General features: G+C 69.2%; 17 protein-coding genes, 4 tRNA genes and 1 pseudogene. 5 read left to right on the top strand and 17 right to left on the bottom strand.

Annotated features, from left to right (window positions below; genetic code table 11):
- The first annotated feature begins 317 nt into the window (after positions 1–317).
- A tRNA-Ser gene (locus KIH78_RS06480) sits at positions 318–405 on the top strand.
- A gap of 425 nt (positions 406–830) precedes the next feature.
- Here KIH78_RS06480 and KIH78_RS06475 read toward each other — a convergent pair.
- A complete protein-coding gene (locus tag KIH78_RS06475) occupies positions 831–1778 on the bottom strand; it encodes an EamA family transporter (protein WP_219131720.1) in 948 nt (315 codons plus the stop codon).
- A 262-nt stretch (positions 1779–2040) separates the two neighbouring features.
- Between KIH78_RS06475 and dinB the strand changes: the two genes are divergently transcribed.
- Complete coding sequence (dinB, locus tag KIH78_RS06470) at positions 2041–3387, top strand: DNA polymerase IV (RefSeq protein WP_219131719.1); 1347 nt, start codon at positions 2041–2043, stop codon at positions 3385–3387.
- Between the two features lie 73 nt (positions 3388–3460).
- Here dinB and dapC read toward each other — a convergent pair whose 3' ends face one another.
- The 13 genes and pseudogenes from dapC to KIH78_RS06405 form a co-directional block, all read right to left on the bottom strand.
- The gene (dapC, locus tag KIH78_RS06465) at positions 3461–4651 is read right to left on the bottom strand and encodes a succinyldiaminopimelate transaminase (protein WP_214313995.1); all 1191 of its coding nucleotides are present in this window, start codon (positions 4649–4651) and stop codon (positions 3461–3463) included.
- Between the two features lie 170 nt (positions 4652–4821).
- The gene (gene fdxA, locus KIH78_RS06460; protein WP_152233997.1) at positions 4822–5145 is read right to left on the bottom strand and encodes a ferredoxin; all 324 of its coding nucleotides are present in this window, start codon (positions 5143–5145) and stop codon (positions 4822–4824) included.
- A 346-nt stretch (positions 5146–5491) separates the two neighbouring features.
- The gene (locus KIH78_RS06455; RefSeq protein WP_219131718.1) at positions 5492–7018 is read right to left on the bottom strand and encodes an amino acid permease; all 1527 of its coding nucleotides are present in this window, start codon (positions 7016–7018) and stop codon (positions 5492–5494) included.
- Positions 7019–7205: 187 nt separating this feature from the next.
- The gene (locus KIH78_RS06450; protein ID WP_219131717.1) at positions 7206–8465 is read right to left on the bottom strand and encodes an FAD-binding protein; all 1260 of its coding nucleotides are present in this window, start codon (positions 8463–8465) and stop codon (positions 7206–7208) included.
- Between the two features lie 119 nt (positions 8466–8584).
- Positions 8585–8752, bottom strand: a complete 168-nt coding sequence (gene rpmG / locus KIH78_RS06445; protein ID WP_007053013.1) for a 50S ribosomal protein L33 — start codon at positions 8750–8752, stop codon at positions 8585–8587.
- Positions 8753–8808: 56 nt separating this feature from the next.
- Positions 8809–8882 (bottom strand) — tRNA-Met (locus KIH78_RS06440).
- A 4-nt stretch (positions 8883–8886) separates the two neighbouring features.
- Positions 8887–8958, bottom strand: a tRNA-Thr gene (locus KIH78_RS06435).
- Position 8959: 1 nt separating this feature from the next.
- Positions 8960–9041: transfer RNA gene (locus KIH78_RS06430), tRNA-Tyr, on the bottom strand.
- Between the two features lie 145 nt (positions 9042–9186).
- Positions 9187–13692, bottom strand: coding sequence for a transglutaminaseTgpA domain-containing protein (locus tag KIH78_RS06425; RefSeq protein ID WP_219131716.1), 4506 nt, complete (start codon positions 13690–13692; stop codon positions 9187–9189).
- Between the two features lie 148 nt (positions 13693–13840).
- Complete coding sequence (locus KIH78_RS06420; protein ID WP_219131715.1) at positions 13841–14845, bottom strand: AAA family ATPase; 1005 nt, start codon at positions 14843–14845, stop codon at positions 13841–13843.
- Between the two features lie 156 nt (positions 14846–15001).
- On the bottom strand, positions 15002–15295 hold the full coding sequence (gene groES / locus KIH78_RS06415; protein ID WP_214313985.1) for a co-chaperone GroES: 294 nt from the start codon (positions 15293–15295) through the stop codon (positions 15002–15004).
- 239 nt (positions 15296–15534) lie between these two features.
- On the bottom strand, positions 15535–16968 hold the full coding sequence (locus tag KIH78_RS06410) for a hypothetical protein (RefSeq protein WP_219131714.1): 1434 nt from the start codon (positions 16966–16968) through the stop codon (positions 15535–15537).
- Positions 16969–17183: 215 nt separating this feature from the next.
- A pseudogene (locus KIH78_RS06405) lies at positions 17184–17831 on the bottom strand (GNAT family N-acetyltransferase); the annotation flags it as partial.
- 117 nt (positions 17832–17948) lie between these two features.
- Here KIH78_RS06405 and KIH78_RS06400 point away from each other — a divergent pair.
- From KIH78_RS06400 to KIH78_RS06390, 3 genes are all read left to right on the top strand, one after another.
- Positions 17949–18575, top strand: a complete 627-nt coding sequence (locus tag KIH78_RS06400) for a 5-formyltetrahydrofolate cyclo-ligase (protein WP_236034475.1) — start codon at positions 17949–17951, stop codon at positions 18573–18575.
- A 182-nt stretch (positions 18576–18757) separates the two neighbouring features.
- Positions 18758–18940: an FmdB family zinc ribbon protein gene (locus KIH78_RS06395; RefSeq protein ID WP_214313981.1), complete on the top strand. Its 183-nt coding sequence runs from the start codon at positions 18758–18760 to the stop codon at positions 18938–18940.
- Positions 18941–19247: 307 nt separating this feature from the next.
- The gene (locus KIH78_RS06390; protein WP_219131713.1) at positions 19248–19877 is read left to right on the top strand and encodes an SAF domain-containing protein; all 630 of its coding nucleotides are present in this window, start codon (positions 19248–19250) and stop codon (positions 19875–19877) included.
- A gap of 177 nt (positions 19878–20054) precedes the next feature.
- Here KIH78_RS06390 and KIH78_RS06385 read toward each other — a convergent pair whose 3' ends face one another.
- The 3 genes from KIH78_RS06385 to KIH78_RS06375 are packed head-to-tail and all read right to left on the bottom strand — an operon-like array spanning position 20055 to position 25386.
- On the bottom strand, positions 20055–20255 hold the full coding sequence (locus KIH78_RS06385) for a hypothetical protein (protein ID WP_214313977.1): 201 nt from the start codon (positions 20253–20255) through the stop codon (positions 20055–20057).
- Entirely contained in the window at positions 20252–23851 is a 3600-nt protein-coding gene (locus tag KIH78_RS06380; protein WP_214313975.1) for a helicase, read from the bottom strand. Before KIH78_RS06380 ends, KIH78_RS06385 begins: the two co-directional genes overlap by 4 nt.
- 8 nt (positions 23852–23859) lie before the next feature.
- Positions 23860–25386, bottom strand: coding sequence for an FHA domain-containing protein (locus tag KIH78_RS06375; protein ID WP_219131712.1), 1527 nt, complete (start codon positions 25384–25386; stop codon positions 23860–23862).
- Between the last annotated feature and the right edge of the window lie 89 nt (positions 25387–25475).

Genomic DNA, 25475 nt, shown 5'->3' with positions numbered 1-25475 from the left:
CGCCTGAAATGGTTGTTCATTTCTCGTCGTAAGCATCACGGAACAGGCATCCATATCATTCCTGCTATTCTCCTGTCATCCCGTGTCATCCTCTGTCATCCTCTGTCATCCTCTGTCATCCTCTGTCATCCGCGATGTCCGTTCCGATTCCGGCAGAACCGGGTTTCTCCAGCGGTTTTCCCTGCGCCTTCCCGCGCCTTCCCTGTCCCATGAGCAAGGTCTTTCGACGCCACGGCGGGTCACATCCACATCATGGTGTATAGTGTCATGCTGTTGTGCTTTTGTACGCATCTTCGGATGCCGATGAGGTACAGCGTGGAGTGATGCCTGAGTGGCCGAAAGGGGCACCCTGCTAAGGTGTTAGCTGCTTTGAGCGGCTCGGGGGTTCGAATCCCCCTCACTCCGCGATTAGGGTTTCCGGATGCGTTCCGGAAACCCTTTTTTCGTGCAACTGAGTGAGTCTTGGCAGCGGAACCTGCACGGACGTCCATGAAGGCAAGATGCGCGCCTCGGGGACAGCGAGCCGAAACGGCAATGCATCGTTGCGGGCCTTCCAGGTCGGCACCATGACACCGGAACGAAATCGGACATTGAAATCTCGCTCGGGGCCAAGGCGCAGTGGGACGGAACGCACAAACGGCCCGTTTCCGCACTCCGGGGCCACAAAACCTGACCCCGGAACGGAAATCCAGGGCACACACGCACTCCGGACCACAGCACTGTGGGCCGGAACACGCAGACAGCCCATTTCTACGTTCCGGTGCCACGCATCATCAGCTCAGCGAAGCAACACGGCAGAGGAAGTACCAACCGTTTCGCACACACGCACCTCACCGCCCGGGCGCGGGGGCCTGGTCTCCGGAGAACGTGACGACCACGGCAAGGATGACCAGCGCCACGCCGATCATCTCCCCGACGCCCGGAATCTCGCCCAACGCCAGTCCCACGGCGATGGCGACGGCCGGGTTGATGGACTGCATGACGGAGAACGCGGCCGGTGTGACGCGTCGCAGCGTCACCTGTTCGATGACGTACGGGAAGAACGAGGCGAGCAGCGATACCGCGAACATCAGCGCGAGCAGCTTCAATGGGCCTCCGGCGGCGAGCGCCCATGTGGCCGACGCCTTGGGATGCACCAGGTGCGTGATTGCAGGCACGCCGAGGAACAGGGACTGCACGGCCCATCCGATGGCCACGGCTATGCACAGGTTGTCGAGCGAGTTGCCTGCGGCGGCGATGTGCCGTCCGGTGACGATGTACACGCCCCACATGGACCCGCCCACGAGGATGGCGGCGAGGCCGACGAGGAAGTTCCCGTCGCCATCCGGGTTCGCGAGCGAGATGCCGGCGAGCAGCACCACGCCGACGGCCGCGATACCGATGCCCAGCCGTTCGCGCCAGCTGTGCCCGGTGATCACGGCGACGGACAGCGGCCCGATGAATTCGATGGCGACGGCGATGCCCATGTCCATGTTGCCGATGGCCACGTAGAACATCGTGTTCATGAGCGCCAGCGAAACGCCGAGCAGCACCACCCATCCCCAGCTGCGCGCGTCGCGGTGGAACAGCCACCCACGCTTGGCCGCCGACCACGGCCGCCGCCACAGCAGCATGAGCACCGCCATGAACCCGACGCGATACCAGACGGCGTACAGCGGATCGAGCTGCGTGAACGCGAGTTTGGCGACGCCCGTCGCCGAGTAGATGACGATCGCCTCGCAGACGACGATGACGACGACCGGCACATGGTTCAGCACCCTGATCACTGCTCTCTTCATGCCTTTCACGGTAGCCGACGCCTCCGGCCACACCTAATCGCCGCGGAACGGCGTGAGCGTGCCCACCATGCGGTCACGTCCGGTGGACATCATCGGTCTTTGGACAGGCCGCGGAGAGTCCACGGAGAGTCCGCGGAATCGTCCATCAGGCAGTCCACGAAACCTCCCCGTCAGCCATCGCCCCCACGCCAACCACCGCTCCACCACAACCACCAGCCCCACCACAACCACGCCAACCACCCACCCCACTACAATCTGAACCATGAGCACCGCACCGAGACTGGCCGCCGCCAAACGCGATTGGGGGCATGACGAGACCGGATGCACGGTGCTGCACATCGACATGGACGCGTTCTACGCCTCGCTCGAGGTGGCGCGGCATCCCGAGCTGAGGGGCCGTCCGGTGATCATCGGCACCGGCCCGCGTTCGGTGGTGTCCGCCGCGAGCTATGAGGCGCGCCGCTACGGCATCAATTCGGCGATGCCTTCGGCGCGCGCCCGCCAACTGTGCCCGGACGGCGTGTTCCTGCCGGTGGATATGCGCTACTACCGTTCGGTCTCCCGCGCGATCATGACCGACGTCTTCCATGCCGTGACCGACCGTGTGGAGCAGGTTTCGGTGGACGAGGGCTACATGGACGTCTCGGGGGCGCTGCTCGCGTGGAAGCGCCCGACGGCCATCGGCGCGTGGATCCGCGAGCAGGTGGAGCACCGCTTCCATGTGACCTGTTCGGTGGGGGTCGCGGCGAACAAGCTCGTCGCGAAGATGGCGTCGACGAACGCGAAGCCGAACGGCATGCTGCTCATTCCGCAGGCGCGTTCGGCCGAGTTCGTGCAGATGATGCCGTTGCGCGGCATTCCGGGCATCGGCCCCTCGTTGGAGAAGCGGCTCAACGCGTGGGGCGTGGATTCGGTGGCCGATCTGGCCGCGATGAGCCCGGACGCGTTGGAGCGTGCGACGGGTTCGCGTGCGACGGCCCGCGGCTTGTGGATGGCCTCGCATGGTCTGGACGACCGTGCGGTGACGCCGGTGCGCGTGGAGAAGTCCGTCGGCTCCGAGGAGACGCTGCTGAAGGATACGACCGACCAGCGGGTGGTGTGTCGTCTGCTGCGTGAGGCGTGCGACGAGGTGGCGTCGTCGCTGCGGCGCCGCGGGTTCGTGGCGCGTACGGTGACGGTGAAGCTGCGGTTCGCGGATCTGAGCTATCGGACGCGGTCGCGTACGTTGGAGCGTCCGGTTGATTCGGCGGCCGCGTTGTATCCGGAGTGCGTCCGGCTGCTGCATGCGATGTTGGGGATGTCGGCGTCCGACGCGGGCGCGTCGACCGCCGCGCCCGCCGGTTCCGCCGCCTTCCCGGCCACAGCAGGTTTCGGCGACGGCGTCTCCCCCGACGCTCCCCTGCCGAAGCTGGTCCGCCTGGCCGGTATGAGCGCGAGTTCGTTGAGCCGTGCGGAGGCGACGGCGGTGCAGCCGTCGTTGGACGACCTGTTGGAGGAATCGGACGCCGCCGATGCGCGTACAGCGGACGACCGCCGACGTCGGGCGGAGGCGGCGCTCGACGCGGTACGCGACCGTTTCGGCGGCAAGGCCGTGCGGTTCGGCGCGTAGCCGTGCGCGTCGTACGACGCGCACGTCGGACCGCGATCGCACCATACGGCCGGACCGGGCGATGGCCTTTCCGTCAGTCGGCGGCCGTCAGACGCGCGCACGCGGCGTCGACGGCCTCGTCGGTGGCGGTGGCGGAGAACCGCAGGTACGCGGGCGCGCCGTAGAATTCGCCGGGGCTGGGGATGACGCCGATCCGGGCGAGGTCGGCCATGTCGGTCCAGCAGTCGCCGGACTTGGCCTTCACCCACACGTAGAGCGCGCCGGACGGCATCGCGGCGTCGTAGCCGTACGCGCGCAGCGCGGCGACGAGACGGACCAGACGCGCATGGTAACGACGCCATTGCGCACGCACCGACTCCACGTCGCGCAGGCCCGCGGCCATCGCGGCCTGGACCGGACCGGGGATGATCTGGCCGATCTGCTTGCGGTATTCGGCCATTGCGGTGACGAGACGATAGTCGCCGGCGATGAGCGCGGTGCGGTAGCCGGCCATGTTGCTCTGCTTGGAGAGCGAGTAGAGGACGAGGACGCCGTCGGCGGTGCCCTCGCATACCTGCGGGTTCAACGCGCAGGGGGTGGCGGACAGGCTGAACGCGTCGGCCGCGGGCGTCTCGTTCGATTCGGCCGCGGGCGCGGCGGACGTGTTGGCCGAACGCCAGTCCATCAGCGCGTAGCATTCGTCGGACAGCACGACGGCGCCGATCGCGCGGGCGGCCGCGACGATGCCGGCGAGCCAGTCGGCGCCGAGCACGTCGCCGGTGGGGTTGCACGGCGAGTTGACCCACACGGCCTTCACGCCAGGCACGTCGCGCCAGGAGTCCACGTCGGCGACGTCGTCGACCTTGAGGACGGTCGCGCCGGCCAGCTGCGTGCCGATCTCGTACGTCGGGTAGGAGACCTTCGGCTGGACGACCACGTCGCCCGGGCCCAGGTGCAGGAGGGACGCCATCAGCGCGACGGCCTCCTTGGAGCCGACCGTCGGCACGGCGGCGGCGTTGACGGCCTTGAGGTCGACGCCGCGCAGGTGGCGGAACCACCATCCGATCGCGTCCTTCAGGTCGGCGGTGCCGGCGGTGACGGGATAGCCGTGCGCGTTCGGCGCGTCGGCGCCGGCGGACAGCGCCTGCCGTACGGCGTCCGGCACCGGGTCCACGGGGGATCCGACGGACAGGTCGACCATGCCGCCCTCGACGGTTCCGGCGGTCTGCTTGTACCCGGCGATGCGGGACCAGTCATACGGTGAGGAGTACGCGTGGAAACCCATGGCGGCGCGCCTTTCTTGTCGTTCGTTGGTTCCCGTCCGCCGCGACGCCCCGGACGGGGCGACGGGAGCCGCGGGAATCGGATGCGTCTGTGAACAGGATAGACCGGATATGAAAAATCCTCCCCGTGCGTTCCGGGGAGGATTGCGATGCGGTCCGCGGGACCGGGAGGTCAGTCCTGGTTCTGCGGGGGCAAGGCCGCGACCTGCTCGGGGTCCTTGCCGATGGGGCCGTGCGCGGATGCGCCGCCGAAATCGCCGACCTCGGCGAAGAAGTTGGCGGCCGCGTCCTTGTACCAGGCCCACTCCTCCGGCAGGTCATCCTCGTAGAAGATGGCCTCGGTGGGGCAGACCGGCTCGCACGCGCCGCAGTCGACGCATTCGTTCGGGTTGATGTACAGCGAACGGGAGCCCTCGTAGATGCAGTCGACCGGGCACTCGTCCACGCAGGCCTTGTCCTTGACGTCAACGCAAGGCTGGGCGACAACGTATGGCATGGGAACCTCCTTGAATCACTGACATCCCAGTCTAGGCTCGCGTCCGGACGCAGTTGACGTCGTGTCAGGACGGGCCCGGCGCGTCCGTTCCTGAAGAATCGGACGCAAACCACCCACTCGAACACCCCGATTCCATCCGTTCCTATAGGAACGGACGCAAAACGGCCCCCGCAACCTCCCGTTCCGTCCGTTCCTGAAGAATCGGACGAGCATGGGGAGGTGCAAGGGCCGCAAAGAAGGAGCGCACCCGCCGGACGAACGCACCCGCCGGACGAACGCACCCGCCGGACGAACGCACCCGCCGGACGAACGCACCCGGCAGGACACACCCGGCAGGACACACCCGTCAGCCGTTGACGGCCTTGTCGGTCTCGGCGGAGAGCTCCTCCGTCAGGTCGCCGGTACCGAGGCGGGCGTGGCGGTAACCGTAGCCGAAGTAGATGATGAAGCCGACGGCCAGCCACACCACGAAACGGATCCAGGTGAGGACCGTGAGGTTGAGCATGAGCCACAGGTTCGCCAGACCGATGAGGATCGGAATCCACGGGTTGCCGGGCATCTTGAAGGCGCGCGGCAGGTCGGGGCGCTTGGCGCGCATGATCGGGATGGAAATCGCGACGAGCGTGAACGCGGACAGCGTGCCGATGTTCACCATGTCGGACAGGACGCCGATGTCGAAGCAGGCGGCGACGAGCGCGACGACCACGCCGACGGCGATCTGCAGGAAGGCCGGGGTGCCGTGCTTGCCGGTCTTGGAGAGCCCGCGCGGCAGCAGACCGTCGCGGCTCATCGCGAAGACGATGCGCGTCAGGCCCAGCAGCAGCACCATGACCACGGTGGCGAGGCCCAGCACGATGCCGAAACTGATGATCTTGGCGGCCCAGTTGGCGCCGACCAGCTCGAACGCGGTGGCGAGCGACGGGCTGTCCTGCTTGGCGAGATCCTTGTAGGAGACCATGCCGGTGGTGACGATGGCGACGAGCATGTACATGACGATGATAAGCGCCATGCCCACGCCGATGCCGAGCGGCACGTTACGGTGCGGGTTCTTGGTCTCCTCGGAGGCGGTGGCGACGACGTCGAAGCCGATGAACGCGAAGAACACGAGCGCGGCGCCGGAGAGAATGCCGGGCACGCCGTAGATGGACGGGACCATGCCGGTGGCCCACTGCCACAGCGGCTGGCCCATCACGCCGGCCACGGCGGCGGAGCTCTGCACGGAGGAGGCCGGCTCGGCCGGCGGGATGAACGGCGTGAAGTTGGAGGCCTTCACGTAGAAGAAGCCGACGATCACCACGAAGAACACGATGGCGATCTTGAGCACGGTCATCGCGCCGTCCACGCGGGCGCCGATCTTCGTGCCGAATACGAGCAGCGTGGTGAAGAACGCGACGATGATGATCGGCGCGATGTCGAGGTTGAAGGACCCGATCGCGATGTTCGTGTCGAGGCCCCACCCCATCAGACGCATGAAGTCGTTGAGGTAGACGCCCCAGTATTTGGAGATCACGGAACCGGCCATGAGCATCTCCAGGATGAGGTCCCACCCGATGACCCACGCCATGATCTCGCCCACCGTGGTGTAGGTGAACGTGTACGCGGATCCGGCCACGGGGATCATCGAGGCGAATTCGGCGTAGCACATGACGGCCGCGCCGCACACGATGCCGGCGATGAGGAAGCTGATGATGACGGCGGGTCCCGCGTGGAACGCGGCGGCCTGCGCGCCCACCGAGAAGATTCCGGCGCCGACGGCGACGGCGACGCCCATGATGGACAGATCCCACCATGTGAGGTTGCGTTTGAGCGTACGGCCTTCCTCGCCGGTCTCGGCGATGGTCTGCTCAACCGATTTCGTTCGGAACAGTTGCATGGTATGACCCTTTGTTCTCCGATAAGTTCAAGGGGTCAGTATATGCGCCGGACGTACGTTTATGTAACCCTTCGTCGATGATACGGGCGAAAAGCCGCCCGTTTTCCCGAAATATGGGACGGCTTCAGGGGACGGCCTCAGGGGACGGCCGCCGCGGGGACGGCCGCCGCGGGGACGGCCGCCGCGGTCAGGGACGCAGGTCGACGCCGATGCAGACGGGTTCGGGCACGAGCGCCACGCCGAACCGCTCCCTCACGCCCCGCTGGATGGTGCGGGCGAGGTCGGCGAGGTCGGCGGCGGTGGCGGTCCCACGGTTGGTGAGGGCCAGCGTGTGCAGCGTGGACAGGCTCGCCGACGCGGTGGACGCGTCGCGCCCGCCGGTGGCGAAGCCCTTGTGGAATCCGGCGTGGTCGATAAGCCATGCGGCGGAGGTCTTCACGCCGTCCGTCCCGTCCGGCAGCACGCCCGGGAAGCGTGGCGCGTCCTCGGGGAGCGCGGCGGCCTGTTCGGCGGTGAGAATGGGGTTCATGAAGAACGAGCCGCAGCTGTGGCGGTCATGGTCCGTGACAGGGAGGCCGTCAGCACCGGGACCGGTTTCCGACGCCGCGTCCGCAGAGGCCTGCTCCACGGCCGCCAGCCGGGCCAGGTCGGCGCGGACGTTGGCCTCGCGCTTGGTGCCCGCCATGGATTCCAGCGCGTAGCGGGTGGGGTCCTCGAGCATGCCTTTGGCGGCGCGCACGCGGAGCACGGCGTCGCGGATGGCCTTGGTGGCCATGCGGCTGCCCACCTCGACGCCCAGTGCCCTGGCGAGCTGTCCGACGCCGACGGTGCCTTCGGCCGAATGCCGCAGCGCGAACGTGACCGACAGGACCACGTACCGGGGCGTGGGGAAGAACCGGTCGGCGGGCGTGGCGGGGGCCCGGTACATGCTGGCCTTCAGCGCGGAGGAGCGGTAGCCGAACTTGAGGTCCGCGGGCGTGAGGTCGCGCGTGGTCTTGGATTCGCGGTCCCATACCTCGACGGATGCGACGGAGGAGGCGACCTCCTGGCCGTACGCGCCGATGTTCTGCACGACGGATGCGCCCACCGTGCCGGGGATGCCGGAGAGTCCTTCGACGCCTTCGAGCCCGAGCTCCACGGTGAGCGCGACGAAGTCGTCCCAGTTGGCGCCAGCCTCGGCGTTGACGTGGACAGTGCGGTCGTCGCCCTCGACGGGAGCGGCCTCGTCGGGCACGGTGATGCGGCGGCGCGCGTCGCGCACAACGACGCCCTCGAACGGCGCGTCGGCGACGAGCATGTTGGAGCCGCCGCCGATCACGCACAGGGGGACGCCGCGGGAGTCCGCCTCCTCGACGGCCTCGATGACGCCGACGCGCGTGTCCGGTTCGATGAAGCGGGCGATCTCGCCGCCCACGCCGATGGTGGTGATATCCGCAAAGCTGGTCATAACCGCCTATCCTATCCGCTTCCGCCCGTCCTGTCCGCACCGTCCGCGGCGGACGGCATCGTCCCGATAACGCAAAAACCCGGCCGAATGGGCCGGGTTCGAACGTTCGTAGCGCGAAATCAACGGGTCTCGCGGTGCACGGTCTGCTTGCCGCAGCGCGGGCAGAACTTCTTGAGCTCGAGGCGATCGGGCGTGTTGCGACGGTTCTTCGTCGTGATGTAGTTACGCTCCTTGCACTCGGTGCATGCCAGCGTGATGCCGGGACGGATGTCGGCGGACTTAGCCATGGTTCATTCACCTCTATAGTCTAAACGTACGCCCGTCGGATGACGGGCGTGATTTGTAGCGAGGAAGAGGCTCGAACTCTTGACCTTACGATTATGAGTCGTACGCTCTAGCCAGCTGAGCTACCCCGCCAGAGAGCCCCGAGTGAGAATTGGACTCACGACCTCTTCCTTACCAAGGAAGTGCTCTACCACTGAGCTATCGGGGCGTGGCGGATAGTGGATTCGAACCACTGAAGCACGAAGCGGCTGATTTACAGTCAGCTCCCTTTGACCGCTTGGGAAATCCGCCAGTCTCTGTCCCCTGCCGAGGAGGTGACCTCGTCAGGCAACTCGGATATCATGCCACGGGATTTTCCGGCGCGCAACCCAGAACGCCGCCCCGGCGTGGCGAAACGGCCGTATGACACCCTAAAAACGTTGGAATTCCAACGTTTTCAGAAATCCAAACGTTTCCTCGCGTCGGCGTGTCGCAATGGCCTCGGCCACCGCGACGGCGTCCTCGCGGGCCGAGGCACCCCGTCGGGCGCCCGGCGGACCCGCTCCTCCAGACCCTCCGGCCGGTCCGGTGTCCCGCCGAACGCGGCCGCCGCGACGTTGCGCGCCACCGTGCGCACGGTGGCCGCGGCGTCGGCGGACGGGCCGGAGCCCGCCCCGTCGGACGCGTCGGAGCCCCCGGCGTCCTCCCATGCACGGGCGATCGCCTCGCCGATCGCCCGATCGGTGTCGGAGGCGCGCCATCGCACGCCGGACCGTCGGCCTTCGCGGCGCAGCAGGGTCCAGGCGGCGCGCCACGCCCGCGCACGGGCGTCCATGTCGTCGGGAGGTGCGGCCGCGGCGCGACGTATCGCGAGCAGGCCGCGGCGGCGACGCCACCGTCGCACGCCGCGCGGCGCGAACACGAGCAGGGCCAGCAGCGCGGCGACGCCGCACGCGGGCAGGACGATCCTCGCCCACGTCGGCAGCGCGGCGAACCATGCCGCGACGCGGGCCCAGACGGTCACGTCACCGTCGGCCGCATCGCCGCGGGACGTCTTCGCGCCGCCGGCGGTCTTCCCATTCTTCCTCGCGTCGCCATCCGCGGACGCGGCGTCCCTCTCCGCGCCGGATTCGCCGTCCGCCGTGCCGGCCCCACCGTCCGTCGTCTGCGCTCCCGCGGCGTCGGACCCGGCGGACCGGGAGGACGCGTCCGCGCCGGACGCGGCGGAGGACAGGGTGCCGTTCTGGGCGCTGGCGGGCGTCACGTCGAACGGCACCCATCCCACGCCGTCGAGGTACGCCTCCACCCACGCGTGGAGCTGGCGGGACCGGACCGGCGTGTAGCCGGCGGTGTCCCTCGCGTTCCCCTCCTCGGTGCCGGCGTTGTAGCCGAGCACGACGCGCGTGGGCACGCCCATGGCGCGGCCGAGCACGGCCAGCGCGGACGCGTAGTGCTGGCAGTAGCCGGCGTGCCCGGTCTTCGGGTCGAGGAACGCGTCGATGACCTCGAGGTTGGAGCGGCCGTCACCGTCGGGCGCGTCCAGCGAATAGGTGAAGTGCTGGTCCTTGGCGGTGAAGTAGTCGACGAGCCAGCGCATGGCGCGCATCTGGTCGTCGTAGCTCTTCCCGGTGATCGGAACGCCGTCCGCCTGCGCCCGGCGGACCACGGCGCGCACGTTGGCGGGCAGCGTGTCCGTCAGGGACGTGTAGCGGGAGGCGTGGGCGCGCCGGTCCGAGGATTCGACGACCTTCCTGACCTCCTTGAGGATCACCGAACCGGCCTCGGCGGCGCTCTCCCACGTGACGATGTCCCGGGACATGCCTGCGGCGTACAGGGCCCGATGCGCGTCTGACTCCCATTCGGCCATGTCCGAACCGTCCGGCCTGTTCATGCGCACGGTGCCGCTGGAGACGTCATACCATGCGCCGACCTGTTCGGTGGTGTCCACGAGCGGCACGACGATGCCGACCTCGCCCGTCGGGGAGGAGCCGATCACCATGCCGTCCTCGCCGAAGCCGAGCTGTTCCCTGACGGCGTCGTCGAAGGTGATGGAGGCGGGCGTGCCGGTGGTCATCCGCGCGTTCTGCCATCGCCCGCCGACGCCGCCGTCGACGGAGCCTCCGCCGGAGCCTCCGTCAGAACCGTCGCCGCCCGAACCGTCACCGGCACCGTCGCCCGTACCGTCGCCTTGCGGCATCGAGGAGCCGAACGACATCTGGTAGGAGTCCACCTTGCCGAGCCGCCATCCGTTCGGCCCGTAGACCACGCCGTCGTCGCCGATGGTGGTGCGGATGAGCACCGCGTCGCCGCGGACCTCGCCCAGTCCGGCCGCCTGCAGCGCGCGTCGTTCGCGCAGCCATCCCCCGATCCGCTCGGCGACCGAGGACCATTGGCGTTCGAAGCCGCGTTCCGTGTCGACGATGTCGGTGAGGTCGGCGAACCCGGAGGCGGACCGGATCGGATCGATGTACGTGCCGTTCGCCGTGTATGAGGTGCCGGACATGCTCGAACCGGAGCGGTTGTACACGCTGCCGTCCCGGTATTGCAGCCAGTCCGAGCCCAGTCCCTGCTGGCCGTAGGCGATGCCGGGCATCGGCAGGAACCGCGAGCGCAGCGTGTCGATGCGGATGTTCGCGTACCCCATGTACCGTTCGATGCCGTCCTGGCTCACGCCGGCGCCGTCGTAGCCATAGTAGCCGAGCGAGTACATGTAGGCGGTCAACGGCTCGATGGATTCGCGCTGCTCGTCGGTGAGGTCGTTCTCGCTGCTGCGTCCGAGCTGGATGCCGGCGCCGTACAGGCCTGCGTCGATGGCCAGGTCCCTGCCGTAGCCCCAGGTGTCGCCGTCGAATTCGTCGAGGGTGGCCATGCGCAGGTAGAGGCGCTTGTACGAGCGGTAGTGGAGCATGATGCTGTCGGATCCGGCGGTGATGTTGCGTTTGAGGTCGATGAGCGGGCTCACCGTGTTCGACGTGAACATGCCGCCGCCTTCGCCGATGGACAGGGGCACGCGGTAGGCGATGGCCTCGCCCGTGGGGGTGCCGGCGAGCGTGACGGCCATGACGAGCAGCGCCGCCGTGGCCGTGGCCGGCGGTCCGAGACGTCGCGGCCGGTACGCCCACAGGGACAGGGGGAACGCCAGAGCGAGGGCGGCGACGGCCCACCATGGGGTCGCATGCCCCACCACGCTGTAGTCGGCGGCGAGCGCCGCAACGGGCAGGACGGCCATGAGGGGCATGGCGCCGCGCCATAGGAGCAGGCACCGCAGCGCGACGGCCGCGGCGGCGACCACGACGACGAGGAACACGTCGCCGTCCGCGTCGACCTTGATGGGCGGCAGTTGGAGGTTGAGCCGGTCGAAGCCGGCGGCGAGCACGCCCGCGAGGGCCCGCCACGGGTGGTCGGCGTCCGTCAGCGCGTCGTGGGCGCGTACGGCCGTCAGCACGGCGGCTCCGGCAAGGGCCGCGAGCGCGTAGGCGGCCACGCGCGCCGCACGGTGCAGGATGCGGCGTCGCACGACGCCGTCCGCCCGTGCCTCTTCCCGCGCCTCCTCCCGCGTTCCGGCCCATGCGTCGCCGCTTCCGTACGGAATGGTCGCGCCGACGGCGGCGACGGCGAGCAGCGCGGCCGCGTACCATGCCCACACGCCGGTGGGGTTGACCAGTCCGGTCAGTCCGCGCAGGGTCAGGGCGAAGCAGACGAGCAGCGCGAGGGCCGCGACGACGCGCGGCAGGAGGCCGGACATCGTTTTCGGCGCACGAGCCGTCGTGCCGTCCGATGCCGCGGTCCGGTCCGACGGCGTTCCTTCCGGCATGCGCGACGCGGCCGCGTCGCCGTGCGCCGGACCGATGTCCGACGCGTCGTCCGCCGCGACCGTCACCGTCGCCGCGGGTTCCACCGCACGCGTCATCCCGGCGGCCGGACCGCGCTGTAGCGCCTGCCGCAGGGACCGGTCGTCGTCGGCGTCGCACACGACGATGCGCAGCGGGCCGCTCCGACGCGCCGCATAGGCGGCGACGGCTTTGGCGCGTGCCTGCGCCGAATCGTCGCCGGCGTAGGGGACCGTGCGGGCCGACGCGAGGAAGCGCTTCACCTCGCCGAGGCCTTCATGGAACCGTTCGCCGTCGGTGGCCACGATCCGCACGGCGGCGGTCCCGCGACCACGTCGCGGCAGACACGCCATCAACGCGGCGACCGCGCGATCGAGCGTCGTCGCCTCCTCGGCGCCCGCGCGCGGGCGTCCGTAGCGTCGGGCGATGCGACCGTCCCCGACGTCGCCGGAGCCGACGCCGTGCGACGTCCCCGTGCCGAGGACCAGCAGGACGGTGGGACGCGCGTCGCCGGCGGTCTCGCGAGTCATGAGCCGTCCGCGCCGGGCGGTGTGCCGCCAGGAGACAAGCCTGATGGGGTCGCCGGGCGCGTAGGCGCGCACCCCGCCCGATTGCTCCTCCTGCCCGGCGCCGGCCATGCGCCGGTCGGGGGCATGAACGCCGTCGCCTTCGCCGGACGGCACGTCGGGCAGCATCAGGGTCCGGCCGGCCCACGGCGTGACGCGCGCGGCGGCGAACAGACCGAACGGCCCGGTCCACCGGATCACGCGGCTGTGATGCCGGTACAGGCCGCGACGGCGCGGCACCTCGCCCGCGACCCGTCCGACCACCGCGCCCCGCTGGTCCACCATCTCGTATTGCGGGGTCGTATGCCGCTCACCGGGCGTCAGCCATGCGCGAAGACGGGTGTGCAGGCGACGGCCCGTGCGGACGTCCGACGCACCCGGACGGTCGGTCGCGGCCGCCGTATCCGGCGTCGCCGTCCCGGCACGCATCAAGACCCATTGCGCCACGGTCAGCAGCAGCGAGACGACGACGAGCGCGACGATGCAGACGGTCGCGGCCACCAGCGTGCGTTCGTCGAGCAGCAGACCCGCATAGCAGGCGAGCGCACCCACGGCCGTCAGCAGCATGCAGGGCACGGTGGGGCGGACGAACCCATGCCGGCGGAACCCATGCCGGCGGAAACGGACGCGTCGCGTCCCCCGCCATGCCCTCGCGGCGCACGCCGCGGCACCGTCCTGGAACCGTCTCACCCCGCTTCCCATGGCGCGCCCGCCGTCACGCCCGCGGGACGGGAACGTCCCGCACGACGTCCCGCACGACGTCCCTGGCGGTCTCGAGATCCGACTCCCCCGACCGCATCGCGTCGTCGAGGACGAGACGGTGGGCGATCACCGGGACGGCGAAACGCTGCACGTCATCCGGCAGGACGTAGTCGCGCCCGTCGATGGCCGCGGCGGCGCGGGCCATGGCGGCGAGCGCCAGGCTCGCCCTGGGCGAGGCGCCGTACGCCACGCCCTCCCGATGGCGCGTGGCGCGCGTCAACGCCACCACATACGCGGCGACGGGCCGGCTGACGGCGATGCGACGCGCCGTCCCGCGCATCCGGACCGCAGTGTCCACGTCGCACACGGTCGACACACGGTCGAGCGGACGGGCCCAGTCGGGCGCGGACACCATGGCGGCCTCCGCGTCCTCGTCCGGATAGCCGAAGCCCGTGCAGGCCATGAACCGGTCGAGCTGCGCCTCCGGCAGCGGGTAGGTGCCCTCAAGCTCGATGGGGTTCTGCGTGGCCACCACGAAATACGGGTCGTCGAGCGCGTGCGATTCGCCGTCCACGCTGATACGGCCCTCCCCCATGGCCTCGAGCATGGCGGATTGGGTCTTGGGATTGGCGCGGTTGATCTCGTCGGCGATGACGATATTGGCGAACAGCGGCCCGGGATGGAAGACGAACCGGCCTTCGGCCTGCGACCAGACGTTCACGCCGGTCAGGTCGCCGGGCAGCATGTCCGGGGTGAACTGGATGCGGCGCATGTCGCCGCCGATGGCGCGGGCGAGCGCGCGGGCGAGCGTGGTCTTGCCGACGCCCGGCACATCCTCGAGCAGCAGGTGTCCGCCGGCCACGAACGTGGCGACGGCGAGCGAGGCGACCTCGCGGGACGAGGACAGCGCCCGCGTCAGTTCGTCGATGATGCGCCCCGCGGTCCGGACCGTCTCGGCCACGTCGGCTGCGTTCGTTCCGTTCGTTCCGGCGTCGTCGCCGGCAAGGTCGTGTGTCATGCCGTGCCCCCTCGTGCTGGTCCGGTCATCCCCTACCCTCGTCAAGTGTAGCCGAGGACGACGGAAGCCCCGCCCACCGGATGCGGTGGACGGGGCTTCCGTACGGGCCCGCACGCGCCCGTGGGGGCCTGACGTGCGGGAGTCCGACGCGCGGTCTCAGCCGAGGATGGCCAGGATGTCGCGGGCGCCGACGATGAGGTAGTCCTCACCCTCGTAGTGGACTTCGGTGCCGCCGTACTTGGAGTACAGGACCTTATCGCCGACCTTGACGTCCATCGGGATGCGCTCGCCCTTGTCGTCGCGACGGCCCGGGCCGACGGCCAGGACTTCGCCCTGCTGCGGCTTCTCCTTGGCGTTGTCCGGGATGTACAGACCGGACGCGGTCTGGGTCTCGGCCTCGGCCTGCTTGACGATGATCTTGTCCTCCAGCGGTGTGAGCTTGATCGACACTGTGGGTCACCTCGTATTTCTCGTTGGTTCGATGTCTCCGCGCCGGAAACGCCCAAGAGGCTGACGATCACTTGACCGATCCCGAGCACTGGTTCACATGGTAGCGCGCTTTTTAGCACTCTGCCAACTCGAGTGCTAACGCTGTGAGAGAAACCCGGAGACGACGAGGGCCGCGCGGAAGGACATGCCCTTCCGCGCGGCCCGTATCCGGTCGGTTATGACGCCGTTGCCGGCCGCGCTCAGCCGTTGCGGCGCGCCAGCACGGCCTGCAGGTCGTTGCCGAGCGAATCCGACGTGGCGGCCGGGGCGGCCACACGGGCCCGCTCCTCGGCCGTATGGAACGCGGCGACGTCGGTCACAGCGGGAGCGGCGTCGGACGCGTCGTCGGCGGACGAGGCTTCGGCGGACACGGCGTCGACATCGCCCTGCGACGCGGCGGAGGCGACATCGTCCGCAGGACGGCCGGAAGGCGTGCCGTCGGCGGCCGGCCGCACGGCCGGCTCGGTCTCGACCTTGGCCTCGTCGGCCAGACGGTCCTGCTCCTCGCGGCTCACCGGCGTGGCCTTGCTCACCTGGCGCGTCGACCTGATCTCGAGGCTTTCCGGGGTGCCGTCCTCCTGCTCCACACCGTTGCGGGCCTCGCCCAGCGTGAAGGAGATGAGTTCGGGGGACATGGCGGCCATGTCGAACGCGTCCAGCGCCTTGGCCGGCCTGACCTCGACGAGTTCCGCGGTGGCGTCGGAGACGGACTCCTCAACGGCCTTGGCGTCGGTCTTGGCCTGCGCGGCCGGTTCATCGCCGGCCTTGACATTCTCGGCGACGGACCCGGATTCCGCGGATACGGACACGGACGCGGCCTCGGCGGAGGACTCGGGCGTCCCGGCCTCCTCGCGGGCGGCGCGTTCGGCGAGCGCCCTGCGCTTCTCCTCCTGCGCCTGGCGCAGCACGCGGCGGATCTCACGCCGCTCCATACGATCGGTGGGGGCGTCATCGTTCACAGGAACGTCGCCGGCGTCATCGTTCACGGCCTTGGCGATGAGGTCGGCGCTCCCCCGCCGCACGGCATCGTCCTTCGTCTCCGGAACGGAACCCGCGGGTGCGGCCGCGGCATCGACGGCGGCCTTCATGCGCGCGGTGTGGACCTCGACCATGTGCGCCTGGCGTTTGGCGGCGCGGACCTTGGCCTTGCGCTCGCGCGACCTCATCAGGGCGACCTTGTGCTCCCATGCCCTGGCCTGCTTGGCGGCGTGCGCGCCCAACGCCACCACCACGGCGGCGAGGACGGCGGGGATGAGCGCGAACAGCGGGCTGTAGTGCAGCGCGAAGGCGAGTCCGAGCACGAGCGCGGTGGCGAGCAGCAACGTCAGGACGATGATTCGGCGACGACGGGTGGCCTCATGACGAAGACGCCGCACTTCGGCGATGCGTGCTGGGGTGAGCGTTGTGGCGCGCCTCTGTTTCGGCTGCATCGAAACCCCTTTCACATAGGTCCTGTCGTCGCTGAACCGTGTGCCGCTATGCTCGTCGACCAGGTGCAGCGAGGTGGAGTAGCGGTCGGTGCGGTGCTCCTCGACATGCCTCATGCTGTTGGCCGTGCGTATGGGCAGCCATACCACGATTCCTATGATTACGATGACCAGCACGATGATCGTGCTCAGTGACTCGTAACCCATAGGCATCAAGAATAGGAGACGGGCATCACATTCGCCGCATCCGTCCCGCGCGTGTCGGCGGCGTCGTTGGTCTGCGCCGCGTGTCCCGCATCCGATGCGGCGCCCGCCTGCACGTCCGATACGGCTCCGGCCGGCGCGGTGGCGTCGGACGACGGACGGTCCGATTGCGATTGGTGGTCCGGCTGCGACGAATGGTCCGCATGCCACGCGAGCCGTGCCACGAGCCCCGCCGTGAACCCCTCGCCGCGGTCCTCAGCGAGCAGGCTGTAGGTGTCGTGGGTGCGCCACCGCCCGTTCACGTACATGTAGTTGCGCCGCTGCCCCTCGTACCGTGCGCCGACCTTGCGCACCACGGCGTGCGAGCGCGCGTTCTCCGGGAGGATGGCGATCTCCAACCGGTGCAGCCGGGGTCCGTCCGGATCGGCCATGGCCCAGTCGGCGAGCATGGCGAGCGCGGTGGGCGCGATGCCGTGCCCGGCGGACGATTGCGCCACCCAGTAGCCGACCACGCCCGTGCGCATGGACCCGTAGCTGATGGCGCCGATGGAGATCTGTCCGACGATGCGCATCCGATGCTCGATGAGGAGGACGATGCCGTGCCCCTGCCGTTCGCCGCGCCGTTGCGCGGCGAGCCACTGGTTGAAGGTGAGGCCCGGGCCGTGCATGGGGTCGCCGGACTCCCACGGTCTGAGCCAGGCGTCGTTGCTCCACCGCACCATGCCCCATGCGGTCTCGTCGTCCTCCGTCATCGTGCGCAGGGTGATGGGCACGGCGCCGGCCGGCGCATGGAGCGTGACCGGCGTACGGATGGCGTTCGGATCGGCCGGGGCGAACGCCCGGGCGATCGACTGGAAAACTGACACGCCCTTATTGTGCCACTCACGCCGCGTCTTCGTCGCACGGACGCCGCGCCGACGCCGCACACACGCAATATGGCGGGAAATATGGCGGGACTAGGCTTGGCCGCCATGGACGCACCGATGGACGAACCACGTATGGATGAGCCGGGGACGAAGCGCGCGCTGCGGCGCGCGGCGATCGCGAGACGCAAGACAGTGCCGGCCGCGGACAGGACCGCGGCGGGCGCCATGGTGGCGAGGCACGCCCGCGCGCTGTTCGACGGGCTCGAGGCGGGCGCCACCGTCGCCGCCTACGTGCCGATGGGATCGGAGATCCGCATCGAACCGCTGCTGGAGGACGCGCTCGCACGGGGCCTGCGCCTGCTGGTGCCGATGCTGGGCACGGGCATGGAGGTCGGCTGGGGCGTGCTGGAGACGCTGGACGATCTGGCCGTCGCCGGCGACGGCCATGGCCGCCCCGAGGAGCCGGCCGAGGCGGAGACGCTCGGCATGGAGGCGCTGCGCGACGCCGCCGTGGTCATCGTGCCTGCGCTGGCGGTGGACGCCTCGGGCACCCGATTGGGCCGCGGCGGCGGCTGGTACGACCGCGCGCTGGCGCACGTGTCCCCGGACGCGCCGCTGGTGGCCGTGTGCTGGCCGTGGGAGATGCTGCCCGACGGGGCCGATCCGCTGCCGCGCGAGCCGCATGACCTGCCCGTGGACGGCGTGGTCACGCCCGAGGGGCTGACGATGTTCGGCAAGGAGTGAGTCCGGACGGACTTCGCCCGAAGACCGTCCGCATTGTGGTCGGCGTCCGTTCGGCCATGGCGGAACGTGTCTGGGCGGCGATTAGGATATGTACGGTTGCATACGCCGGCGGACGCGGCCTGACGTGCCCCGCCGGAGAAGAAGGACGTTGTTCAGGGTCCGTCCCTGATGGAGGATTGCAGATGCCTACCTATCATTACCGTTGCAAGAGCTGTGGATACGATTTCACGGAGCACCAGTCGTTCGACGACGCGCCGATCACCGTGTGCCCCCAGTGCCATGAGGAGCAGGTGCGCAAGGTGTTTTCCGCCGTGCCGATCGAGTTCAAGGGCAGCGGCTTCTACCGCACCGACGGCAAGAAGTGAGCCGGCTGCGGCCGGGTGCAGCCGGGTGCGGCCGCATACGGTTCGCGACGGCGGACGCCCGGTGAGGGCGATGGGGCGTGGTTCCTGCGGGGGCCGCGCCCCTTCGCGTATCCGTGGCCGTTCGTGGACGGTCCGGCCGTTCGTCGGGCGGCGTGGCGGACCGTCCACACCACCCGGCCGTTCGGGATATTCGGACCGTTCGGACCGTTCGGACCGTTCGAACAGGATGTGAAGATTCGCGGGGGCTCTATCCACAATCCCCCGCCGCGCTTGCCCCGGGGACTTCGCTCCCCCGACCATGGGCCGCATGAGAAGATTCACGATGCCGTGGACGCGGCTCACACGTCCCACGTTGGCGGCGCGGCGCGCGAGGGTGCGTGCGGTGCGCATCGCGGCGTGCTGCTGTCTGGCGCTGGCCTGTCTGATGGTGCTGTCCGTGGTGGAGTCGATGACCGCGACCGTCACCGTGGTGGTGACGGCCCGCGCGCTGGCGCGCGGCGAGACGATCGGCGAGGGCGACGTCGAGATGGTGGAGGCACCGCGAGCGAGTCCGCTGGATTCGGCCCTGACCTCGCCGGAGGAGGCGGTGGGGGCCATCGTCCAGTCCGATATGGCGGCCGGTCAGCCGCTCTTCCCGGGGATGGCGCGCGCCTCCCCGGTGCCGCCCGCGGGCAGCGGCGTGCTGGAGGTCGCCGTGTCGAACGACGCCTCCGCGTTGGTTCCCGGGGACACCGTGACGCTGGTGTCCGCGGTGGGGTGTGCCGAGGACGAGCCGCAGCCGTGCGTGCTGGCCGAGCAGGCGTTGGTGATGGCGCAGGCGAAGGCCACGCGGGAGGGTGCGGCCGGCGCGCGACTCACCGTGGCGATGCGGCCGGACGAGGTGCTGCGCGTGATGGCTTCGGCCGAGCTCGGCGCGATCGTGTCCGTGCATGAATGAGGCGGGCCGCGAAGGCCGCCTCACTGGGCCCGATCGCCGTGGCTAGCCACGTTCATTAAACACGGCCCAGTAGGCCGAGCCGTCACACGGAAAGCCCGGTGGGCTTTCCGTAGGCGAGGTGAGCGGCCGCCGACAGGCGGGCCGCGAAGGCCGCCTCACTGGGCCCAATCGCCGTAATCAGCCACGTTCATTAAACACGGCCCAGTGAGGCGGCAACTCGCCCAGGATGCGCTTGTCGTCGTCCGCTTCGCGCTGGCGTTCGGTGAGCATGTCCGAGGGTTCGAGCTTCACGCCGTCCGCGTCGAAGCGTTCCGTGCCCTCGCGCACCACGCGCCTATGCTTGCGCGGCGTGCGGCGGGAGGCCGAATACTCGCTCATTTGACCTCCCGGTAGATCTCGCCGATCTGGGCCACGATGCGGTCGACTTCCTTCTCCGGGTTGACGAACGCGCCCACGCTCCACACGGTGATCACCGACCAGCCGAGCATCATGAGGTCGGAGGACAGCATGCGGTGGCGTTCGCGCGTGGACTGGATGGACATGTAGCCGGCGTCGTCGGTGAGGACGGCCAGCGCGTAGGGCTTGCCGTGCAGGCCCACCACCATCGGGATGGTGAGGCCGTTGTCGAAGCCGTAGTTGATGGACACGTCCAGGCCACGCGAGCGGATGCGTTCGGCGAGGTCGTTGAACAGCGTGTTGTAGCCGGAACGGTGTTCGGCGGGGTGCGCCACCTCGTCGGTGAGCTGTTCGGCCCATACGAGCATGGACTTGAGCAGCTTGGGGCCGGCCTGGTGGATGCGCTCGTCCTCCATCTCCGTGGAGGAGAACGCGGACACGATGTCCAGATGGCGGTCGGCGAGCGCGAGCGCGTCAAGCAGCATGCCCCTGCCGCCGGCGTCCTCCAACGCGCCGAACTGCTGGAGCAGCCTGCCGTGCACGGTCTTCGCATAGCACAGCGAGAGGATGACGTCGGTGGCCTGGGCGCCGGCGACCTCGCGGATGCCGACGAGCCGGACGTGGCGCAGGAAGGCGTTCATCGCCTTGTCCTTCGCGGCGAGCGACTTGAGCTCGGCGCCGAGGCGGACGCGGAACACGTCGGTGAGGGTGACGACGGTGAGAAGGTAACCGGTGGGCACGATGGGGAAGCTCTTCGCCCGTTCGATGATGAGCCGCACCACCTCGTCGATCTCCTGCTGGCTGGATTCGACCAGGCCGGTGGAGAAGACGGGCGTGCCGTTGGCCTCGACCTTGTGGTAGGCCACGCCGCCGCGCGCCGCGTCGGTGGTGACGTCGTAGCGGACGGCGCCGTATCCCTGCGATTCGAGGAACGCGGTGACGAGCGGCGAACGGCGCACCGGATGCGATTTGACCTGGACGGCCGGCAGCATGCCGATGAGCCGCTTGAGGCTGTCGCAGGTGACGGTGCCGCAGTGGGCCACGACCACGACCTGCCTGACGCGCACGAGCACGCTGAGCAGCTGGACGGCGGGGATGTGCGCGCAGGCGTCGATGATGGCGACGTCGGCGAGCTGCCGCGGCTCGGTGAGCGAGGCGAGCGTGTCCGGCGTGGCCATGAGGATCGGCTTGGCGGCGGCGAGGATCTCCGGGTGGTCGCGTCGCACGCGGTCGATGGAGGCGTGCGTGCGGCCGGCGAGCTGCGTGTGCAGCAGGTTGGCCTCCTGGGTGCGGGCGAAGAGCATGTCGCTGAGACGTCGTATCGACTCCTGGGCGACCATGGGGCCTACGGAGCGCACGTGTTCGACGTCCACCTGCTCGAAGCGTTCGGTGGCGTTGGCGAGCACGGAGCCGTCCTGGTTGGAGATGATCGGCGAGGAGCGCACGATGTCCTCGAACACGGTGGTCCACCAGGCAAGCTGGAGTTCGGCGCCGACGGCGTGGACGCCCACGCGGCGGTTGGTGAGGTCGGTGACGAGGTCGGTCAGGCCCACGGCCTGGAACTCATTCTCGAGACGGCAGCGTTCGGGGAGCGTGTCGAGCGCCTTGTGGTCGTCGAACAGCTCCTTGAGACGCGCCTCCACCTCGTTGAGGTCGCGGGTCTCGAGCTCGCCGCCGCGCGGCGTGGTGCTGAGCACGGCGTCGAGCGCGGTCATGTCGCTGGACATGGTCTCCTGGGCGGCGATCATCTGGTCGAGCTTGGGCGGCAGGACCGGCCAGCCGCCGTGGGGCACGAGCGTGCGCCACTGTTCGGCCTGCTTGCGCACCACGATGAGCGCGGCGTGCAGGTCCTCGACCTGGGCGCCCACGCGCAGCAGGGACTTGGCCTCGCGCACGTGGCGACGGCGCTCCCAGAAGCCCATGGTGGTGCCTTCGGCCTTGCGGTCGGCCTTGGATTTGCTCGCCTCGATCATTGCGTCGATGTCGCGTTCGAAGATCTCCGGCTGGAACACGTCGAGCACGCGGCGCAGGTTCTTGAGCACGATGATCTGGCGGCTCCATTCGCGTGCCGTGGAGGGTACGGGGAATCCGCAGGCCTGCACGGTGGAGGCGACTTGGTCGCGCACGGCCGGCAGGACCTTCTCGAGCAGGTCCACGACGCGCTGGTAGGCGTTGACCGCGTCCTTCTCGCTGGTGAGCGAGGCCTTGTACCAGGCGGTGTCGTTCGGTCCGATGGTGTATTCGCCGAGTTCGCCGGCGCGTTCGAGCTTGCCGGCCCACTCGTCGATGCGGCCGCCGACCTGGCGCGCAGTGTGTTCGGTGAGACGCACGCGCGTGGCCGGGTGCGTGGGCGCCACGGAGATGGCGGCGAGGTTCTGGATGGTCTGGTAGGCGGAGACGCCCCACTTCTCGCTCACACCATGCAGGTCGCCCAGGTAGCGGGTGAGGCGGGAGCGGACGCCGACAAGCTCGTCGGCGAGCTGTTCGAAGTGCTGGGTGGCCACTCCCTCCTGGAAGCCGACGGCGGTGATGAGCTGGCGGTCGATGCTCGCGTTGGCCTTGTCGTCGGCGATGTCGAGCAGCAGCCCCTGCATCTCGTTGGCGCGCATCACGTGTGTGAAGCGCCGCTTCTGTTCGGCCACGCCGGGCACGTACAGCACGGAACGGCCGTTCATCACGCATCGGGAGGCGATGGCGGCGGCCTGTTCGGCGGTGTCCCGCCCCAGCGCGCCGTCCACGGTGATGGAGTGTCCGGAGGCGGCGAGCTGCGCGGCGTAGCGTACGGTGTTGTCGACGTCGCCCACCTCGTATTCGGTGTGCGGGTCGGCATCGAACGGGCTGTAGTCGGCGATGGGCGCGTCGTGCAGCGCGGCCGCGGCCTTCTCGTCGCCGGCGAGCGCGTCGAGCAGCGGGTTGCCGCTGGGACCGTTGCCCAGGTCGTCGATGATGCGCTGCGTTTCGGCGAGGATCTGCGCGGCCGGTTCCTTGAAGCAGCCGAGGATGATGTGGCGTTCGATGGCGAAGCCGCCGATGGCGCCGTTCACCTGCTTGGTGATCGCGCCGAACACGGCGGACGTCTCCGGCGTGCCGGTGGCGTAGTGCGAACCGTCGAACAGGTACTGTTCGTCGAGGTCGACGCCCGCGGCGTGCATGACGGACACGAACGAATCGTTGAGGGTGACGGTGCCGGTGAACGTGATCGACGATTTGCCGGGCGTCTCGGACAGGACGGCCTCCACCGGATAGAGCAGCACGGGCAGCGCGTTGCCTTTCCACGTGGCCACGCCGACGACGAGCGACAGTCCGGCCACGCCGCTGACGCGCTTCTTGGCGCCACGGTCGTCGAGCACGCGGCCGAGGCGGCGTTCGGCGGCGCGCAGCATGCCGTTGTCGCGGAACAGCGAGTCGAGCGTGACGTGTCCGGAGGCGAACAGCTGCGCGATGCCCGATGGATGCGCGTGGGTCAGGTCGAGCTGCGCGGCGAGCTGGCTGATGTCCTCCAACGGTGACGGCACCAGCGAGGCACGGTACTGGTCATGCCATTCCTGGAACCGGTCGAGTGTGGGTTGGTCGGTCATTCGTCCGCTCACTTTCCTACCGCCTGGCGGTAATCCTGGTATCCGGCGTTGTGTTCGAGCGCCTCGTCGATGTCCCGGTCGCCCTGTGCGGCGAGCCATGCGTACAGGTCGTCGTACAGCGCCGGGTTCATGGCGAGGAAGGGCAGCAGTTCGCTGTGCCGCGCCATTTCGAATTGGAGGGTCATGTCCGATGTGGTGCGCGCGTCCTTGGCGGTGTACCCGTCGACCTCCACCTCGGGTTCGGCCGGCTTGTCGAAGTCGCCGTTGGATACCTTCTCGAACACGGATCCGGCTTCGAACGCGGGCTTGTAGACGCCGGTCTCGTCATCGAGATCGTCGGCGGGCGCGGCGGACGGGCCGCCGGTCACGACGCCGGGGGCCTGCCGCGCGTCCATCGGCACGAAGGTGACGGTCTGCGGCTGTGCGACGACACGTTCCGGCACGGCGCCCTGCGTCGGATTCGACGCGACGGGTGCGGCCGGTTCGGCGTCCTGGTGGGCGGCGATGACGGCGTCCACGGCGGGCGCGGCCGTGCGGTCGTGTTCCGGTCCGGATTCCGACGCGGCGTCGGCGGCCATGGCGTCGGTGAACAGGTTGCGCGGCAGGCTCGGCTTGGGGGTCTCCACCACGCGCAACGGCATGGAATCGGCCGGAGGCTCCTCGATGCGCGACGCCTCCTCGGGGAACGGGGTCTCGACGGCGGCCTCGCCGGCGGCCACCTGGTCGGCGTCCGGCTCGGCGACGGTCACTTCGCCGGCCGGCTTCTGATCAAGCGCGGCGGTGTTGTCCGTGACGTCGGCGTTCTGCCGCTGCTCTTCCGGCTGCGCTTGGGACTCCGGCTGCGCGTCCTGCGTGGCCGGGACGTTCTGGGCGTTCTGGACGTTCTGGACACCCTGCACGTCCTGCGCGGACCGTGCCGGCTGGGCGGCAGGTTCGGCATGCCGGTGGAGGTCCGCGAGTAGGGGGTTGCCCAGCGTGACCGGGGCGTTGAGCGTACCGGGGACCACGGGGGCCGCGTGGCGGGCGTGCTGCGCGCTGAACACCGCGGTGGGCTCACCGGCCCTGAGGTCGAGGATGTCGTCGACGGACATGTCGGCGGCGTCCGGCTCCTGACGGGTGGTGTTGTCCGAATACGAGAACAGGTTCGGCACCGGCTTGACCGGGCGTTCGTCCGCCTCGATGCGTACGAAGTCGAGCGGCACGTCACCGAACTGGATGCGCATGGGCGATGACGGCAGCGTGTAGTCGCGTTCCGCAGGCAGGCGCATGAGCTCGCCCTTCTCGTTCACCACGTACGATCCGTTCGTCGAGGACAGGTCCCTGATCTGCGCCGACCCGTCCGCGGAGACGCTGAACCGGGCATGACGCTTCGACATGGACTTGGTGCCGTCCTCGATCTCCAGCCTGGCCACGCCGTCGTCGGGCAGCGGGCGCAGGGGTTTGCGTCCAATCTCAAGGCTTTCGCCCGGACGTACGCTCACCTGGTCTCCCCCGCCGACCTTCACGCGCCACTGGCTTGCCTGCTGCTCACTCACCGCGTCGTCCTTTCCGAGTCTCGCCGTTCACACACTATTTCTTATTGTGTCATGATGGCGCCCATTTCACCGCATTATCGGCGTGCGCA

The organism is Bifidobacterium saguinibicoloris, from assembly GCF_019331725.1.
GTDB classification, from domain to species: domain Bacteria; phylum Actinomycetota; class Actinomycetes; order Actinomycetales; family Bifidobacteriaceae; genus Bifidobacterium; species Bifidobacterium saguinibicoloris.
Note: the sequence above shows the minus strand (reverse complement) of the source record. Positions and strands in the feature narration are given on the sequence as shown.

Bases quoted from the DNA above. Each gene is read 5' to 3' on its own strand.
- KIH78_RS06420 (WP_219131715.1), bottom strand. From the start codon at position 14,845: ATGACACACGACCTTGCCGGCGACGACGCCGGAACGAACGGAACGAAC.
- KIH78_RS06425 (WP_219131716.1), bottom strand. From the start codon at position 13,692: ATGCTGCTGACGGCCGTGGGTGCGCTCGCCTGCTATGCGGGTCTGCTG.
- KIH78_RS06400 (WP_236034475.1), top strand. From the start codon at position 17,949: ATGGACGAACCACGTATGGATGAGCCGGGGACGAAGCGCGCGCTGCGG.
- KIH78_RS06390 (WP_219131713.1), top strand. From the start codon at position 19,248: ATGAGAAGATTCACGATGCCGTGGACGCGGCTCACACGTCCCACGTTG.
- KIH78_RS06455 (WP_219131718.1), bottom strand. From the start codon at position 7,018: ATGCAACTGTTCCGAACGAAATCGGTTGAGCAGACCATCGCCGAGACC.
- dinB (WP_219131719.1), top strand. From the start codon at position 2,041: ATGAGCACCGCACCGAGACTGGCCGCCGCCAAACGCGATTGGGGGCAT.
- KIH78_RS06450 (WP_219131717.1), bottom strand. From the start codon at position 8,465: ATGACCAGCTTTGCGGATATCACCACCATCGGCGTGGGCGGCGAGATC.
- KIH78_RS06385 (WP_214313977.1), bottom strand. From the start codon at position 20,255: ATGAGCGAGTATTCGGCCTCCCGCCGCACGCCGCGCAAGCATAGGCGC.
- KIH78_RS06395 (WP_214313981.1), top strand. From the start codon at position 18,758: ATGCCTACCTATCATTACCGTTGCAAGAGCTGTGGATACGATTTCACG.
- KIH78_RS06380 (WP_214313975.1), bottom strand. From the start codon at position 23,851: ATGACCGACCAACCCACACTCGACCGGTTCCAGGAATGGCATGACCAG.
- KIH78_RS06410 (WP_219131714.1), bottom strand. From the start codon at position 16,968: ATGGGTTACGAGTCACTGAGCACGATCATCGTGCTGGTCATCGTAATC.
- KIH78_RS06475 (WP_219131720.1), bottom strand. From the start codon at position 1,778: ATGAAGAGAGCAGTGATCAGGGTGCTGAACCATGTGCCGGTCGTCGTC.
- rpmG (WP_007053013.1), bottom strand. From the start codon at position 8,752: ATGGCTAAGTCCGCCGACATCCGTCCCGGCATCACGCTGGCATGCACC.
- fdxA (WP_152233997.1), bottom strand. From the start codon at position 5,145: ATGCCATACGTTGTCGCCCAGCCTTGCGTTGACGTCAAGGACAAGGCC.
- dapC (WP_214313995.1), bottom strand. From the start codon at position 4,651: ATGGGTTTCCACGCGTACTCCTCACCGTATGACTGGTCCCGCATCGCC.